Origin of the sequence: Frigoribacterium sp. CFBP9029 (assembly GCF_034045305.1) — a bacterium.
In the GTDB taxonomy this organism is placed as follows: domain Bacteria; phylum Actinomycetota; class Actinomycetes; order Actinomycetales; family Microbacteriaceae; genus Frigoribacterium.
In genome coordinates this window covers 131,560-148,595 of sequence record NZ_JAXCWB010000008.1, presented here as the reverse complement: position 1 = coordinate 148,595, position 17,036 = coordinate 131,560, and the positions used below count along the sequence as shown (strand labels likewise).

General features: G+C 72.0%; 13 protein-coding genes. 7 read left to right on the top strand and 6 right to left on the bottom strand.

Going from position 1 to position 17,036, the window contains the following annotated elements; all coding sequences use genetic code 11:
* Positions 1–35: 35 nt before the first annotated feature.
* From yicI to SOM11_RS11820, 5 genes are all read right to left on the bottom strand, one after another.
* A complete protein-coding gene (gene yicI / locus SOM11_RS11840; RefSeq protein ID WP_320478136.1) occupies positions 36–2,369 on the bottom strand; it encodes an alpha-xylosidase in 2,334 nt (777 codons plus the stop codon).
* A gap of 24 nt (positions 2,370–2,393) precedes the next feature.
* Positions 2,394–3,308 (bottom strand): carbohydrate ABC transporter permease, encoded by a 915-nt coding sequence (locus SOM11_RS11835; RefSeq protein ID WP_192061547.1) that lies wholly within the window; start codon positions 3,306–3,308, stop codon positions 2,394–2,396.
* Complete coding sequence (locus SOM11_RS11830; protein ID WP_192061548.1) at positions 3,308–4,357, bottom strand: carbohydrate ABC transporter permease; 1,050 nt, start codon at positions 4,355–4,357, stop codon at positions 3,308–3,310. The genes SOM11_RS11835 and SOM11_RS11830 overlap by 1 nt, the downstream gene beginning before the upstream one ends.
* 4 nt (positions 4,358–4,361) lie before the next feature.
* Complete coding sequence (locus SOM11_RS11825; RefSeq protein WP_244637295.1) at positions 4,362–5,657, bottom strand: ABC transporter substrate-binding protein; 1,296 nt, start codon at positions 5,655–5,657, stop codon at positions 4,362–4,364.
* A 123-nt stretch (positions 5,658–5,780) separates the two neighbouring features.
* Positions 5,781–6,797 (bottom strand): LacI family DNA-binding transcriptional regulator, encoded by a 1,017-nt coding sequence (locus SOM11_RS11820; RefSeq protein WP_320478135.1) that lies wholly within the window; start codon positions 6,795–6,797, stop codon positions 5,781–5,783.
* A gap of 235 nt (positions 6,798–7,032) precedes the next feature.
* Here SOM11_RS11820 and xylA point away from each other — a divergent pair, with 235 nt between their 5' ends.
* Complete coding sequence (gene xylA, locus SOM11_RS11815) at positions 7,033–8,226, top strand: xylose isomerase (RefSeq protein WP_192061551.1); 1,194 nt, start codon at positions 7,033–7,035, stop codon at positions 8,224–8,226.
* A gap of 95 nt (positions 8,227–8,321) precedes the next feature.
* On the opposite strand, the gene SOM11_RS11810 is transcribed toward xylA, so the two are convergent.
* Positions 8,322–9,107 (bottom strand): GDSL-type esterase/lipase family protein, encoded by a 786-nt coding sequence (locus tag SOM11_RS11810; RefSeq protein WP_320478134.1) that lies wholly within the window; start codon positions 9,105–9,107, stop codon positions 8,322–8,324.
* A 306-nt stretch (positions 9,108–9,413) separates the two neighbouring features.
* On the opposite strand from SOM11_RS11810, the gene SOM11_RS11805 reads away from it, so the two are divergent.
* The 6 genes from SOM11_RS11805 to SOM11_RS11780 all read left to right on the top strand — a co-directional run bounded on the left by SOM11_RS11805 (position 9,414) and on the right by SOM11_RS11780 (position 16,808).
* Positions 9,414–10,124, top strand: coding sequence for a TetR/AcrR family transcriptional regulator (locus SOM11_RS11805; protein ID WP_320478133.1), 711 nt, complete (start codon positions 9,414–9,416; stop codon positions 10,122–10,124).
* Positions 10,121–10,768, top strand: coding sequence for a hypothetical protein (locus SOM11_RS11800; protein ID WP_320478132.1), 648 nt, complete (start codon positions 10,121–10,123; stop codon positions 10,766–10,768). The genes SOM11_RS11805 and SOM11_RS11800 overlap by 4 nt, the downstream gene beginning before the upstream one ends.
* Positions 10,765–12,936, top strand: coding sequence for a YhgE/Pip domain-containing protein (locus SOM11_RS11795; protein WP_320478131.1), 2,172 nt, complete (start codon positions 10,765–10,767; stop codon positions 12,934–12,936). The genes SOM11_RS11800 and SOM11_RS11795 overlap by 4 nt, the downstream gene beginning before the upstream one ends.
* 133 nt (positions 12,937–13,069) lie before the next feature.
* The gene (locus SOM11_RS11790; protein ID WP_320478150.1) at positions 13,070–14,287 is read left to right on the top strand and encodes a glycosyltransferase; all 1,218 of its coding nucleotides are present in this window, start codon (positions 13,070–13,072) and stop codon (positions 14,285–14,287) included.
* A complete protein-coding gene (locus SOM11_RS11785) occupies positions 14,284–15,369 on the top strand; it encodes a glycosyltransferase family 4 protein (protein ID WP_320478130.1) in 1,086 nt (361 codons plus the stop codon). The genes SOM11_RS11790 and SOM11_RS11785 overlap by 4 nt, the downstream gene beginning before the upstream one ends.
* Entirely contained in the window at positions 15,366–16,808 is a 1,443-nt protein-coding gene (locus SOM11_RS11780; protein ID WP_320478129.1) for a polysaccharide biosynthesis tyrosine autokinase, read from the top strand. Before SOM11_RS11785 ends, SOM11_RS11780 begins: the two co-directional genes overlap by 4 nt.
* The last annotated feature ends 228 nt before the right edge of the window (positions 16,809–17,036 follow it).

Sequence of the window (17,036 nt, the reverse complement as noted above, 5' to 3'; positions counted from 1 at the left end):
TACCGGCTCGCGGCACGCGGGCCGCAGGCGCCGTGTCAGTCCCAGCCGTTGCCGAAGCGCTCGAGCTGCGGAGCCACGCGCGTCGACCCGGACGAGGAGGCGGTGGTCTCGACCGACACCGCGCCTCCTCGTCTCGTCACGACGAAGTCGGCCGTCTCGCCGTCGGGCGTCGTCACGGTCACCGTGCGGGCGCCGTCGCCGCCGGGGAGCACCCGCAGCACGAGCCCGTCGAGGTAGTCGTGGTCGGGGCGGTCGTCACGCCCGCCCATCGGGATGACGGCACCCTCACGGACGTACAGCGGCAGGGTCAGCACCCCGTGGGTCTCGGTGCGCCAGACACCCGCCCCCGCGTCGACGACCTCGCCCGTGAACCAGTTCGTCCAGCGCCCGGCCGGCAGGTAGACCTCGACGGTGCCGTCGGCGGAGAACACCGGCGCCACGAGCAGGTCGTCGCCGAGCAGGTACTGCGTGTCGATGTGCGCCGCACCCCGGTCGCCCGGGAACGCCAGCGCCATCGGCCGCATGACCGGCAGCCCGGTGCGGGTGGACTCGAGCCCCGCGGCGTAGAGGTAGGGCATCAGCCGCAGCTTGAGCTTCGTGAAGACCCGGGTCACCTCGACGGCCTCGTCGTCGAACGCCCACGGCACCCGCACCGAGCTGCTGCCGTGGAACCGGCTGTGGCTCGAGAGGAGACCGAAGGCCGTCCAGCGCTTGTAGACGTCGGGATCGGGCATGCCCTCGAAGCCGCCGATGTCGTGACTCCAGAACGAGAAGCCGCTCATCGCGAGCGACAGACCGCCACGCAGCGTCTCCGCCATCGATTCGAAGGTCGAGGTGGAGTCGCCGCCCCAGTGAACGGGCAGCGCCTGGCCGCCGGTCGTCGCCGAGCGCGCGAAGACCACGGCGTCGCCCTCGCCGCGGACCTCCTCGAGGACGTCGAAGACGGCGCGGTTGTAGAGCTGCGTGTACCAGTTGTGCATCCGCTCGGGGTCGGAGCCGTCGTGCCAGACCACGTCGGTGGGGATGCGCTCGCCGAAGTCGGTCTTGAACGCGTCGACGCCCTGGGCCTGCAGCCGACGCAGATGGCCCTGGAACCAGGCCGTCGCGTCGGGGTTCGTGAAGTCGACCAACCCCATGCCCGCCTGCCAGAGGTCCCACTGCCAGACGCTGCCGTCGGGGTTCCTCACGAGGTAGCCGGCGTCGGCCGCCTCGCGGAACAGCGTCGAGCGCTGCCCGATGTACGGGTTGATCCAGACGCAGACCCGGAGGTCGCGCTCGTGCAGACGCGCCAGCATGCCCTCGGGGTCGGGGAAGACCCGAGGGTCCCATTCGAAGTCGCACCACTGGAACTCGCGCATCCAGAAGCAGTCGAAGTGGAAGACGCTGATCGGCATGTCGCGCGCGGCCATCTCGTCGACGAAGGCGGTGACCGTCTCCTCGTCGTAGTCGGTCGTGAACGAGGTCGAGAGCCACAGGCCGTACGACCAGGCCGGCACGTGCGCCGGGCGACCGGTGAGCCGCGTGTACCGGTCGAGCACATCGGCCGGGGTCGGGCCGGCGATCACCAGATAGCGCAGGGTCTCGCCCGCGACCGAGAACTGCACGCGTTCGACCGCCTCGGAGCCGATCTCGTACGAGACGTGCCCCGGGTGGTCGACGAGGACGCCGTACCCGCGGTTCGTCAGGTAGAACGGCACGTTCTTGTAGGCCTGTTCGCTCGACGTGCCGCCGTCGGCGTTCCAGACGTCGACGGTCTGCCCGTTCTTCACGAGCGGACCGAAGCGCTCGCCCAGCCCGTAGACCAGCTCGCCGACGCCGAGCGACAACTGCTGCGAGACGTACGACGGGGCGTGGTCCGTCGCCGTGCCCGGACGCCCCGCGCCCTTCAGCACGGCGCCGACCATGGCGCCGTCGATCCGCGCGTCGGGGGCCACCTGGTGGTACCCGACCGACTTCGCACCCGAGCGCGTGAGCACGGTGTCGCCGTCGCGGAAGACGAGGTCGAAGGGGCCGCCGCGACCCAGGGAGGCGGTGAGCCGCCCCGAGGACAGCGTCGCGCCTCCTTCGGTCACTTCGGCGACGCCGACCCCGGCCGGGCCGCCCTCGGCGCCGACCAGGTCGAAGCCGATCTCGTCGCGACCGCCGGCGAAGTGCGTGACCTCGACGGCGATCACGCCCTCCATCGGCGAGCTGAGGCTCACGGTGAGCACCGGCCGGTTGAGCGTGTCGCCGCGGTGCGCGATGACCTTGGTGGGGGCCGTGACGGCGAGCGAGCGCCCGTCGTCACCGGTCTCGACGTCGTGGACCTCCTGGCCGAAGAGGGAGGAGACGCCGGGACGCGTCTGCCAGAAGCCGTCGGTGAACTTCATGGGGTGCCTTTCGAGCGGTGCGCGCTACTTGACCGCACCGGCGGTGATGCCGCGGGTGAGGGTGCGCTGGAAGAGGAGGAAGAACACGAGGGTCGGGATCAGGCCGAGCAGCGCCGAGGCGCTGGTCGTCGTGACGTCCATCAGGCGGTCGCCCTGCAGCGCCGTGATGGCCACCGGCACCGTCTGGTTCGCGTTCGAGACGAGGAAGGTGAGCGGGATGAGGAACTCGTTCCAGGTCCAGATGAAGAAGAAGATCGCGAGCACCGACAGGGTCGGGCGGCTGATCGGCACGATCACGCGCCAGAGGATCTGCCACCGGCTGGCCCCGTCGAGCGAGGCGGCCTCGAGGACCTCCTTCGGGAAGGTCCCGTAGACGCTCGACAGGAGGTACGTGCCGAACGCGCTCTGGATCACCGTGAAGATGATGATGACCGCCCAGATGTTGTCGTAGAGCCCCACCTGCTTGAACAGGAAGTACAGCGGGTAGAGCAGGGCCTCCTGAGGCAGCATGTTCGCCAGCAGGAAGAGCACGATGATCCAGGTGCGGCCGCGCACCCGCCCGATGCCGAGCGCGTAGGCGTTGAACACCGAGATGACGACGGCGAACACCGCGACGAGGCCGGCGATCACGAAGCTGTTCCAGAGCTTCTGCGGGAACTCGACGCGGTTCCAGAAGTTCACGAGACCGTCGAAGTAGAGCGACGTCGGCAGGCTCAACGGCCCGCCGGCCGTGTAGTCGGCGGGCGACTTGAACGAGTTGACGAGGATCAGCAGGAACGGCAGCGCGATCAGCACGCCGAACAGCACGGCCGCTGCGAGGATCGCCCAGTCGGCGGCCGTCTTCTTGCGCCCCCGCTGCTTCGCCTTCGGGAGGCGCGGGTCGGCCACCGCAGGACGGATGCGGTCGTCGTCGACCGGGGGTACGACGGTCGTGGCCATCAGCGGCCCCTCTCTGCTCGTTCGGCCCGGTTCTGGGCCTTGATGAAGAACACCGTGATGACGACGATGACGAGGGTCAGCGCCGTCGCGATCGTGGCGCCGTAGCCGACCTGCTGACTCTGGAAGAACTCGCTGTAGGCGTAGTAGCTCGGCACGATCGTCGAGTCGCCGGGCCCGCCGCGGGTCAGGGCGTAGATCGGACCGAACACCTTGAGCGCCGCGATCGTGCAGGTGAGCACGACGACGAAGATCTCGGGTCGGATGATGCTGACGGTGATGGCGCGGAACCGCTGGAACCAGCCGGCCCCGTCGAGCTCGGCGGCCTCGTACAGCTCGGGGTCGACCCGCTGCAGGGCCGCCATGAAGATGACCACGGGGTAGCCGAGCTGCACCCAGACCATGACCACCATGATGCTGAGCAGCGCCGTGTCGGGGCTGCCGAGCCAGTTGTGCTGCAGCGCCCCGAGCCCCACCGCCTCGAGCACGGTGTTGAGCGCGCCGTTCTCGGGTCGGAGGATCCAGCCGATGACGATCGCGGCGATGGCCACGGGCAGGATCTGCGGCAGGTAGTACGTCGCCCGGAGGAACGACGCGAGTCGGCCGCCGAACTTGCGGCCGATCAGGTCGAACAGCATCGCGGCGAGCAGCAGGCCGAGCAGGGTCGGGACGACGACCATCGCGATGATCAGGAACACGCTGTTCTGGAACGACGTCCAGAAGCGCTCGTCCGACATGAGCTCGCGCCAGTTGTCGAGGCCGGCCCAGGTCGGCGGCCGGATGCCGCGGTAGTCGGTGAAGCTGAGGTAGACGTTCCAGACCAGAGGGACCAGCACGACCACCGTGAAGAGGACGAACCCCGGGATCAGATAGAGCCAGAACCCCCGGCGACCGGAGCCCGGCAGCAGGCTCTCCTCCGGGGGGAGGGCGGGGCGGGCCGCGCGACCGGAGTCGCCGGCGCCGCGGCGGGGGCGCCCGGAGCCCGGGAGGGCCGGCGACGTGGGCCGACCCTCCTGGGCGCGCTGCGCCTCCTTCGTGTCGACGGAGGTCATCGCGTCACTCTCCGGTGATGTCGTCGACGCCGCTCTGGTACTGGTCGCCGAGGGTGCTGAGCATGTCGTCGGGTGAGGTCGAGCCGTTCACGAGCTCTTGTGTGCCGGCGACGAGCTGGTCGTAGAAGGTGGGCGTGGGCCAGTCGGGGTAGAAGGCGAGCCCGTCGCGCTCGAGGAGCGTGTTGAAGTTCGCGATGAGCTCCTGGCTCTTCGGGTCGGTGATGTCGGCCGGGTCGGCCTTGACGGGCACGCCGCCGTTGTTGCCGATGAGGTTCTGGATCTCGGGGCGCATCGTGATGTCGATGAACTTCGTCGCGAGGTCCTTGTTGGCGGCGTTCTCGGGGACGACCCAGAGGTTGCCGCCCGAGCCCGGAGCCATCTCGCTGCCCGGGAACAGGAACGTGCCCCAGTCGAAGGTCGCCTCGTCGGCGACACGGCCGGCCCACCAGCTGCCGGAGACCATGATCGGCGCGCCGCCGCTCATGAACGTGGTGCCCATGTCTTCCGCCTTGATGCCCGTGACGTCCTTCGAGATCCAGCCGTTGTCGACGTACTCCTGCAGCTTCTCGGCCGCGTAGGTCAGCTCGGGGCCCTGCCAGTCGACGTCGCCCTCGTAGAGCTGGTAGTCGTCGACGAACGAGCGGTCGGCCTGCGAGAGGGCGAGCTGGTAGAAGAGCTGCCCCAGCGGGTACTCGGCACCGGCCTCGGCGAGCGGGGTGATGCCGGCGTCGGCGAAGGTCTGCAGCGCGGCCTCGAACTCGTCGTACGTGGTCGGCACCTCGATGCCCTGCTCGGCGAAGGCGTCCTTGTTGTAGAAGACCTCGACGTACTCGCCGTAGTTGGGGATGCCGTACCAGCTGCCCGAGCCCATGATGCCGCGCTCGTCGTACTTCGACGTCGTGGCGATCGACGGGGCGAGGTCGTCGTCCCAGCCGTACTCCTCGACGGCGTCGTCGAGGTTCGACAGCAGCCCCTGGCTGGCGAGCAGACCGGCCGTGGCGTTGCCCTTGTTGTACTCGAGGATGTCGGGGGCCTCGTCGGAGTTCAGCACCTGGCTGGCGGTGGAACGGATCTGCTCGAAGCTCTTCGCCTCGAACTCGACGGTCGCGCCGGTCTCCTCCTCGAAGGTCTCGATGGCCTGGTCCCAGGCGATGCCCATCGCGCTGGTCTCGCTCTCGAAGTGCCAGAGCTTCAGCGTGTTCGGGTCGGATGACCCTCCGCCGCCGGCGGAGCAGCCGGCGAGCAGTGCGGCGGTGGCCACGAAGGCCGTGCCGGAAGCGGCGATGCGTCGTTTGTTCAAGGTTCTACCTCCTCGTAGAGTGCCCGTCGCCTTTATCGTCGAAGCGTTTCGACGATGAACAAGGGGCGACGGAGCGGGTGGTGATTCGGTGGTGCGGTGGTGCGGTGGTGCGGTCGGGTGGGTTCAGGAGGCGCGGGTCGGCTCGATGACCGACCCCTTCGCCAGATAGGTGGGCGCGATCAGCTCGACACCGGTGTCGACGCGGCCGTCGATGCGGTCGAAGGCGGCCTCGACCGCTCGCGAGCACATCTCGTCGATCGGCAGCGGGATGGTGTCGAGCGGCGGGTCGAGCTCGTCGGCGGGGTAGCTGGCGCAGGCGGCCAGCACCGAGAGGTCTCGAGGGATGTCGACGCCGAGCCTGCGCAGATGCTGCATCGCGGCCTCGGCGGTGGGCTCGCTGCAGTGGAGCACCAGTGCGGTCATGCCGGGCAGTCGACCGCGGAGCTCGTCGACGGCGCGGATCGCGGAGGCACGACCGAGGTCGGTCGCGACGGTCAGGCTCTCGACGCCCCGATCGGCGGCGCGGGCCGCGAAGGCGTCGTCGAAGCGTCGGATGAAGCCGGTGTCGCGCTCGAGGTACGAGGCGGGGTGGCCGATGACGCCGATCGACCTGTGGCCGTGGTCGGCGAGGCGGTCGACGACGAGACGCGCGGCCGACTCGAAGTCGAGATCGATGCAGGCGAGGTCGTCGACGTCGCGCGGGATCCCGATGAAGCCGGCCGGGAGTTCGAGCTCTCGCACGAGGTCGACGCGCTCGTCGACCGTCGCCACGCCGAGGGCCACGACCCCGTCGACGAGCGAACTCGAGGCGACCCGGCGGATGCCCGAGACCTCGTCGTCCGTGGCGAGCAGCAGGACGTCGTAGTCGCGACGGCGCGCGGCCTCGACGACCGCGGTGACGAACCGCATCTGCGTGGGCTGGTGGTTGTCGGCACGGATCGGCGCGCTGAGGGCGAGGATGTTGGTGCGCGCGCCGGCCAGCATGCGGGCCCCGGCGTGCGGGCGGTAGCCGAGACGCTCGACGGCGTCGGTGACCCGCTGCCGCGTGCTCGAGGCGATCGAACGCTTGCCGGAGAGGGCGTACGACACGGTCGAGATGGAGACGCCGGCGGCCTGCGCCACATCGTGGATCGTCGCCATCGTGACCTCACCGTCTCGTCGTCGTGTCGTCCGACCCGTCGAGGCGAAGCGCTTCGACGAGGTTCGAGAGGAGACGATACGACAGCTCCGACCGATGCGCAAGGTGTTTGTCGCCGCCGTCAACAAATGCCCGCAGCCCCTCGACCGAGCCGCCTCGGACGTATAAGTTGTAAGCGACAACAATCGCGACCAGCGCCTCCGGCGACTCGCGCCATCGACCATGAAAGGGACACCGATGTCCGTCACCCCCACCCGCGAAGACAAGTTCTCGTTCGGCCTCTGGACGATCGGCTACACCGGAGCCGACCCGTTCGGCGGCCCCACCCGCCCCGACCTCGACGTGGTCGAGGCCGTCGAGAACCTCGACCGCCTGGGCGCCTACGGCCTGACCTTCCACGACGACGACCTCTTCGCCTTCGGGTCGACCGAGGCCGAGCGCCAGAAGCAGATCGACCGCCTGAAGGGCGCGCTCGACGCGACCGGCATCGTCGTGCCGATGGTCACCACCAACCTGTTCAGCGCACCGGTCTTCAAAGACGGCGGGTTCACGTCCAACGACCGCGGCGTGCGCCGCTTCGCGCTCCGCAAGGTGCTGCGCAACATCGACCTCGCCGCCGAGCTCGGCGCCGAGACCTTCGTCATGTGGGGCGGCCGCGAGGGCGCCGAGTACGACAGCGCCAAAGACGTGCAGGCCGCCCTGTCGCGCTACAAGGAGGGCGTCGACATGCTCGCCCAGTACGTGACCGACAAGGGCTACGGTCTGCGCTTCGCCATCGAGCCGAAGCCCAACGAGCCCCGCGGCGACATCCTGCTGCCGACGCTCGGCCACGCGATCGCGTTCATCGACACGCTCGAGCGCCCCGAGCTGTTCGGCGTCAACCCCGAGGTCGGCCACGAGCAGATGGCGGGCTTGAACTTCACGGCCGGCATCGCTCAGGCGCTCTACCAGGGCAAGCTGTTCCACATCGACCTGAACGGTCAGCGCGGCATCAAGTACGACCAGGACCTCGTCTTCGGTCACGGCGACCTGCAGAACGCGTTCTCGCTCGTCGACCTGCTCGAGCACGGCGCCCCTCAGGGCGGCCCGTCTTACACCGGCCCCCGCCACTTCGACTACAAGCCGTCGCGCACCGAGACCATCGACGGCGTCTGGGAGTCGGCCGCGGCCAACATGCGCATGTACCTGCTGCTGAAGGAGCGCGCGCAGGCGTTCCGCGCCGACCCCGAGGTGCAGGAGGCGCTGGTCGCCAGCCAGGTCGCCGAGCTGTCGACCCCCACCCTCGCCGAGGGCGAAGGCTACGACGCCCTGCTCGCCGACCGCGCCTCGTACGAGGACTTCGACGCCGACGCGCACTTCGGCGGCCACGGCTACGGCTTCGTCCGCCTGCAGCAGCTCGCGGTCGAGCACCTGATGGGCGCTCGCGGCTGAGGGCGGACGCGCCAGCGTTCGCGCCGCGAGCGCTGACGCGCCCCAGCGCGTCAGACGGAGCTAGATGCGGCTGAGGCCGATGACGGGTCGTCCACTCACCGGTGGGCGACCCGTCGTCGTGCGTCGACCCCGATCAGTGCCGCATGGACGCGCGGTGCGACGATCTCGGCCCACCGGCGGTGCAGGGTCGACCACGAGAACAGGTCGCGGACGGTCATGTCCGCGAGGGCCGCGAGCGGGAAGTCGACGTGGTCGACGCCGATCAGCTCGCGCGAGAGGCGCTCGGTGACCGCGTTGAGCCGGTCGACCTGCCCCGTGATCAGACGGGAGGCGAGCGGCGGGATCGGTCGGAACTGGGCCATCGGCGGGATGGCGGCGAAGACCACGGCGCACTCCTCGCCGGCCTCCTGCCGGATGCGGCCGACGAGCAGCCGCAGATCGCGCTCCCACGCGCTGGGGCTCGTGGCCGACAGCACGTCCGCGATCCCGAGGAACACGACGGCCGCGCTGGCCCCCTCGGCCGAGAGCGACGGCATGGTGACGGCGGTGCGCGCCGTGAGGACGGGCGAGGTGAGCTCCGACCAGGTGAGGCCTCGACCCCGGGAGCGAGCCACGCGCGAGGCGACCTGACTCGATGTCGTCATGCCGTGGCTCAGCACGCCCATGCCCGCGACGGCGATGCTGCCGATGAAGGCGATCCGCTCGGGGGACGGCCCGGTGATCGCCGGGCTGCGCTCGTCGCGGGGGAAGACGGCGGACGCGAGGTCGCGTCGGTACATCTCCAGATGGAAGGCGAGCAACGGCCGCCCGAGGGTGACGAGGACGGCCATCGGCCCCGAGAAGCGGGTGGCGACGGTGCGGTCGGGGTGGGGCTGGGGCATGCGGTCCTGGTGACGTCATCGCCGCGGGCGGCGAGGGGATCTCCGAGCGAGACCGCTCACGAGTCTCTGGGGGAAGCGCCCGTCGATCCAGACGCATTCGCAATGGGGACAATGCGTGCGTTCCGCTCATCGTCCCCTCAAATGCGGACACGGCCGGACGAAGCGCTGATGAGAAGGTCTTTCCATCGAGGGGAGGCACTCGAGAGGTACGAGTGGACGCGGGAACGGCCCCACGAATTGGGGCCACGTCGTGACGACCCAGGGGGCCATGTTGCACACGACTGTGCAAGATCATAAGATCGCACCGTGACCACGACTCCTTCGACCCGGCGAGCGCCCCGGCGCGACGCCACCGCCAACCGCGAGGCGCTGATGGCGGCCGCCGTGCGCCTCCTGAACACCGACCCGGGGGTGCCCCTCGAGGCCATCGCGGCCGAGGCGGGGCTGTCGCGGCGCAGCGTCTACGGGCACTTCGCGACCCGCGACGACCTCGTGCGCGAGGTGACGCTGCGCGGCGCGGCGCGCATCGGGGCCGCGGCCGTCGTGCAGCCGAGCTCGAGCGATCCGGTCGTGCAGCTCGCCGCCCTCGGCGCGCGCCTGTGGTCGGAGGTCGAGCACGTGCGGGTCATGGCCCAGTTGACCGTCCGCGGCCCGTTGATGCACGTGGTCGGCGAGGCGCTGGCGCCCCTGCGGGCGTTCGTCCGCGAGACCGTCCGGCGCGGCGTCGTCGAGGGCCGGATGCGCTCCGACATCGACGTCGACACGCTGGCGCACCTGGTCGAGGGTGCCGCGTTGTCGGTGCTGGACGAGGCGACCGCGCGCGATCTCGGTCGCGCCGAGGGGCACCGGCTCGTCATGCTGGCCGTGCTCGCCGTCGTCGGCCTCGGCTGGCGCGAGGCCCAGGAGCTCATCGCGGGCAGCCCCGAACTCGAGCTGGGCGCCCCGGCGGCCGGCGGCGCCCCCGCCGACGCCTCCGCACCCCTCGGCGACCCCACCGACGCGGCGGTGTCCGCATGAGACTCGAGCTGCTCGGCGCGGCCGTCGGCGACGGCCCCGGCGCCCCTCTCGCCCCGCTCTCCGTCACCGCCGACCGGGGCCTCCCCGGCTTCGTCGCCGTCGAGACCGAGAACGGCCCCACCGTCGCGAGCCTCGTCGCCGGCGGACGGATGGCACCCGAGCGCGGCCGCGTCCTGCTCGACGGGAGCGACGACGCCGACGCGATCCGCGCCTCCTTCGCCCTCGTCGACACCCCCGGCGTGGCCGAGCCGTTCGGCTCGCTCACCGTCTCGCAGGTCGCCCGCGAGGAGCTCGCCCTGGCGGGTCTCCGCAGCGACCGCGCCTCCGTCTCCCTCCTCGTCGAGTCGCTCGGTCTCGACGAGCACCGGCGCACCCGCCTGCACGCGCTCCCCACCGAGCGCCGCGTGCGACTGCTCACCGAACTGGCCGTGCTGCGCCCCGACGTGCGCGGAGTCGTGCTCACGACGCCCGAGCGGCACGGCGGCGACGTGCACGCCTGGCTCGACGTCGTCGGCGATCTGGTCGCCCGCGACTACACGGTGCTGACCGTGACGAGCTACGCGGCCCTCGCCCAGGCCTCGATCCCCTCGCCCGACGTCGACGACGACGCCCCGTCTCCGACACCCGAAAGCGACCCCTCGTGAAGATCGTCACCCTCGTCCGATCCGAGTTCCAGCGGCTGACCTCGACGGGGCTCGCCCGCCTCGCCCTCGTCGCGCTGATGACGGTGCCGCTGCTCTACGGCGGCCTGTACCTGTGGGCCAATCAGGACCCGTACGCGAAGCTCGACAAGGTCCCCGCCGCGCTGGTGGACGCCGACTCGGGCGCCGTGTCCGACGGCGAGACCGTCGACTACGGCGCCGATGTCACGAAGGAGGTGCTCGACGGCGGCGACTTCGACTGGCACGAGACGACCGCCGAGGAGGCGCGGGCCGGCCTCGAAGACGGAACGTACGACTTCACGTTCACGATCCCGACGGACTTCAGCGCCGACCTCGTGTCGGCGTCGAGCGACGACCCGCAGCGCGCGCAGATCGTGCTCGCGACCAACGACTCCAACAGCTATCTGTCGACGACCATCGCCGAGCAGGCCGCCAAGACCATCAGGGCGTCCGTCACCGAGCGGGTCGGCAAGGAGGCCGCGACGCAGCTGCTCGTCGGGTTGTCCGACATCCGCACCAGCCTGGGCGACGCGGCCGACGGCGCCGCGCAGCTGAACGACGGCCTCGGGACGAGCGTCGGGGGCGCGGATCGACTCGCCACGGGTGCGGCCGACGCCCGTGACGGCGCCGACCGGCTCGCTGCCGGCGCCTCCGACGCCCACGACGGCGCCGACCGGCTCGCGACGGGGGCCGCCTCGGCGGACACCGGCGCTCGCACACTCGCCGACGGCGTCGGAGCGCTGAGCACCGGCGCGACGACGCTCGACGCCGGGTTGCAGCAGCTGCGCTCGAGCACCGCTGAGCTGCCCGCGCAGACGCAGGCGCTCGCCGACGGCGCCGCCCAGGTGGCGGCGGGTAACGATCAGCTGGCGACGACCGTCGCCGGGGCCGCCGCCGACAGTCAGACCGCGGTCGACGCGCTGCCCGAGGCGCAGGCCGCCGCGCAGTCCGACATCGCCGCCGCTCTGGCGGCGCAGGGCTACGACGCCGATCAGATCGCGGCCATCGCCGCCACGTTCGCCCCCGTCACCGACGACCTCACGACACGACTGACCGGCGCGAACACGCAGCTGCAGGCGCTGAACGGCTCGGTCGCGCAGCTCTCCGCCGGTGCCGACCAGGTGGCCGCGGGCACGAGCACCCTCGCCGAGCAGACCCCGGCGCTGACCTCGGGCATCTCGTCGGCCGCCGACGGCTCGGCGCAGCTGTCGACCGGCGCCGCGACGGCGGCCTCGGGGGCGACCGACCTCGCGACCGGACTCGGCATGCTCGACTCGGGCGCCGCCTCCCTCGCCGACGGCCTCGGCACCCTCGACGCGGGCGCGACCACACTCGCGTCGGGGCTCGACACGCTCGCCACCGGCACCGTCGATCTGCACGACGGCCTCGTGCAGCTGCGCGACGGCAGCACGACCCTCTCGGACGGGCTGCAGAACGGGCTCGCGCAGATCCCGGCGAGCACCGACTCGAGCCGTGACGACCAGGCGTCGGCGATCTCCGACCCGGTGTCCGTCACCGATCGCGCCCTGACCAGCGCCGGCACGTACGGCGCCGGGCTCGCCCCGTTCTTCATCAGCCTCGCGGCGTGGATCGGCATCTACGCGCTGTTCCTGATCGTCAAGCCGCTGTCGAAGCGGGCGATCACGGCCGTCAAGGCGCCGGGTCGCGTCGTGGCCGCCGGCTGGCTGGCGCCCGCGCTGCTCGGCCTGGTGCAGATGGTGGCGCTGTTCGGCATCGTGACCGGCCCGCTCGGCTTCGACGTCGTGCACCCCTGGGCCATGGTGGGGCTGATGGTGCTGGCCTCGGCCACGTTCGCGGCGATCATCATGATGCTGAACGTGCTGCTCGGCAGCGTCGGGCAGTTCCTCGGGCTCGTGCTGATGGTCGTGCAGCTCGTCACCGCCGGCGGCACGTTCCCGTGGCAGACCCTGCCCGCTCCGCTGGCGGCCCTGCACTTCGCCCTGCCGATGAGCTACGCCACCGACGGACTGCGCCAGGTGATGTACGGCGGCAGCCTCCCGACCGCTGCCGGAGACGCGGGCGTGCTCGCCTGCTGGCTGCTGGGAGCCCTGCTCGTCTCGTACCTGGCCGCCGCCCGGATGACCCGCCGACGGACCCTCCGCGACCTCCGACCGTCGCTGATCGGCTGACACCCGGCCGCCCTGGGCGGCACCGCCCGAGGCGGGGAACCGAGGAGGCGCGGGTCGAGACCATCTCGACCCGCGCCTCCTCCCGTGGCATGTCGCCTTGACGTGCCACATGCCGGTGAACAAAACTGTCGTGATGCACACGCACCGCGCGACACCCTTGCCCGCCGTCCTGGCCTACCCGATGCATGGGCAGACCAAATTCACGACCGAGGGGTACCGGACGCGCGACGCCCACCTCGTGGAGTGGCTCGGGCGCCTGACCGGAGACCGCGGGGGCGTCGCCGTGGTGTCGCGACCGGAGCCTGCGGTGCTCGCGGTCGGGGCGTCGTGGCGGGGCGGGCGGCCGGGGCGGCGACGACTGGGCGGGCCCCCCGGTGTCGCGGCAGGGACGCGGCCGATCGAGACGACCACCTGGCGGCTGCCCGACCCGCGCGACCGACGGCGGTGGTGGGTCCGCTCCGCCGACGCCTACCCGGGGCTGACCCATGCCTGGCGCGATGTCCCCGCCGTGGTGTGGAACCCCTTCACGGCACTGGCCCTCCCGCACGCGAACCCGTTCGTGACCGGACGCACGACCGTGCTCGACCTGCTCGACGACTGGACCGTGCACCACGCGTTCGCGGGCATCCGATCCGACGTCGAGCGCGCCTACGCCGCCGCCTTCGCCTCGGCCTGCCAGGTGACGGCCAATGCCGAGGGCACGGTCGAGCTCGCCCGCCGCTTCGGCCGCGACGACGTCGTGCTGCTGCCGAACGGCTGCGACCCCGAGCGGTTCGACAGCACGTCGGCCGCGACGGGTCCGCTCACCGTCGGCTACGTCGGCAAGATCGGACGGCGTCTCGACCTGGGCGGCATCGTCGCCTGCGCCGAGGCCGAGCCCGACGTGCGCTTCGTCTTCGCCGGCCCCGTGCTCGACCGCGAGTACCACCGGCCCCTCGCGTCGGTGCCCAACGTGACGCTGCTCGGCGACGTGCACTACGACGACGTGCCCGCCCTGCTGCGGACCTTCGACGTCGGCTGGGTGCCGCACCGGGTGGGGAGCGGGGAGCGGGCCGGGGGCCGGGGCGGCGGGGGCGAGGTGGGGGGCGACATCATCAAGACCTACGAGTACCGGGCGGCCGGACTGCCCGTGCTGACGACCCCGGTCGACGGCTGCGATCGCCGCGGCCTCGACGAGGTCGCCGTCCTCCCCATCGATCGGCACGCCGAACGGATCGGCGACTGGCATCGGTCGGGCCCCCGCGTCGCCCGCCGCCCGGCCACCATCCCCCGCGAGGCGACCTGGCGGCTCAAGGCCGAGACCGTCCTCGGCGCCCTCGCCCCGGCGACGGTCGCGCGGAACCCCCGATGAGGGTGGCTCTCGTCGCCGCCCCGCTGATGGCCCGGAGCGGGGTGCACCGCTCGGCCCACGACCTCGTCGCGGCCGCCCGGGCGCGGGGTCTCCCCTGGACCGCCCTCCTCGGCATGCGACCCGACGCGGCCGGGGCGCCGATCGACGCCCCGGGGGTCACCGAGACCATGCTCGTGCGCCACGGCGTCGACGTGCTCCGCGAGGTGCATCGCGCCGTGCGCGCCGACCCCGACGTCCGACGGGCCGATGTCGTGGTGTCGCTGGTGCCGCAGAGCGACATGGTGATCGCGGCCTCACGCGCCCTGCGCCACACGCCGCGGGTCGCGTGGGTGCGGGGTCTGCCCTGGCCCGCGGCGGGCGAGCAGCGTGGTCTCCGTCGACGGCTGCTCACCGCCCTCGAGTCCAGGGCGCTCCGCACCCTCGACGACGTCTGGGCGACCTCCCCGCTGCTCGCCGGCCAGGTGTCGAGGGCGCGGGTGCCCGCGATCGTGCCCGCCGGCGTACCCGGTCTCCCCCGCACGAGCCACGGCGATCAGGAGGGGCCGCTCGTCTGGGCGGGTCGGCTCTCGGTCGAGAAAGGGCCCGGCGAGTACCTCGATCTCGTGCGTCGCGTCGGGGGTCCGGCGCGCCTCCACGGCTCCGGTCCGCTGGAAGACGGACTCCGCCGTCGACGGATCCCCGGTCTCGACTGGGCCGGCTGGCTGCCGGCCGAACGACTCTGGCGCGACGCCGGCATCGCCGTGACGACCTCGTACCGCGACGCCTTCGGCCGCAGTCCGGTCGAGGCCGCGTCGGCCGGCGTGCCCGTGCTGCTCAGCGACGGGACGGGCGCGGCACCGGCCCTGTACGTCGATCCCGAGCTCCGGCGGCGATTCGTGCTGCCCCTCGGCGACCACGACGCGTGGGACTCCGCCGTCCGCGACCTCCGCGGCGACGCCGATCTGCGGCGCCGAGTCTCGGACCACGTGCACGCGAACGCCTCCGAGCTGACCATCGAGCGATCCCTCGACCACGCGCTGCAGCGGCTGCGCGCACTGGCACCGCACCTCCACCCCACCACCGAACGGACGACAGGCTCATGACGCTTCTCGACCTCGTCGGCGCCCTGCGCCGGTCCGCCCTGCTCGTCGTCGCGATCACACTGGTCGGCGTCGCCGCCGGCGCGGCCGTCGTCGCGCTGACGACCCCGCTCTACACGTCGTCGACCCTCCTCTTCGTGTCGGTCCGTTCTGCGGCGGCCACGACGGCGGGCGAACTCGTCCAGGGCAACGCCGCCGCCCAGCAGAGGGTGCAGTCGTACGTCGGCGTCGCGACGAGCCCGCGGGTGCTGCAGCCCGTCGTCGACGAGCTCGACGACGGGACGACCCTCTCGTCGCTCGCCCCGCAGGTGTCCGCCGAGACCCCGGTGAACACCGTGAACATCCGCATCACGGTCGTCGACGCGGACCCGGCACGGGCCGCGAGTCTGGCCGGGGCGATCGCCGAGAGCTTCCGCACGGTCGTCGTCGACGAGCTCGAGACCCCCGCGCCCGGCGGCACGAGTCTCGTCGGGGTCGAGACGCTCGCTCCCCCGGTGGTCGCGACGGCGCCGTCCAGCCCCGACCTCGCCGTCGACGTGCTGCTGGGCGGCCTCGCCGGCCTGGCCGTCGGCGTCGCGGCCGCGGCGCTCCGAGCCCGTCTCGACACGCGGATCCGCAGTCGCGCCGACATCGAGGCGGTCACCGGCGGCACCCTCCTCGGGGCGCTCGGCTTCGACCGCGACGCCGAGCAGAGACCTCTGGTCGTCGCCGCCGACCCGCGCAGCCCGCATGCCGAGTCGTTCCGCTCGCTGCGGACGAGCGTGCAGTTCATCGGCCTCGACCGGACGGCGCGCTGCCTGGTCGTCACGTCCGCACTGCCCGCCGAGGGCAAGACGACGACCGTGGCGAACCTCGCGATCGCCCTCAGCGAGACCGGGTCGCGGGTGATCGTCGTCGACACCGACCTGCGCCTGCCTCGGCTCGCCGACGTGCTGGGCCTAGAGGGGGTCGTCGGGGTCTCCGACGTGCTGCTCGGCAAGGCGAGTCTCGCCGACGCCGTCCAGCCGTGGGGGCGGGGCGGACTCGACGTGCTGCCGGCCGGGACGCTGCCGCCGAACCCGAGCGAGCTGCTGGGGAGCAACCGCATGGCCGATCTGCTCACCGAGCTCGCGCGGCACTACGACCACGTGCTGCTCGACGCCCCGCCGCTGCTGCCGGTCACCGATGCAGCCGTGTTGAGCCGCCTCGCCGACGGTGCGATCGTCGTGGCCGCGGCGGGCCGATCGACCCGAGGGCAGCTGACCGCCGCCCTCGAGATGCTGACGGCCCTCGACGCGACGTCGTTCGGCGTCGTCGCGACGATGCTTCCCGCGACCGGGCCGCAGGCGTACGGGTACGGGTACGGGTACGGGTCCGCCGGGCCGCAGGGGCGGAAGCGTGCCGCGGCCTCGGAGCCGCGCCCACCCCGCGCGACCGAGGAGCCCAGCCCCGCGCCGTCCTGAGCCCGGCCGCACGCCCCGCCGCCTCCTCCACCTCGCCCCGCCTCCTCCACCTCGTGCGTGCAAATCGCGACCAAGTCGGCGTCTGAAGGCGGTTTCGGGGGCGATGAGGAGCGTTTCGGCACCGTTTTGTCGGGTTCGGCACGCCCAAGCCCACCGGCGCGGTCGGGTTCGGCACGCCCAAGCCCACCGGCGCGGTCGGGTTCGGCCCGCCAGACGCGAGCGACACAG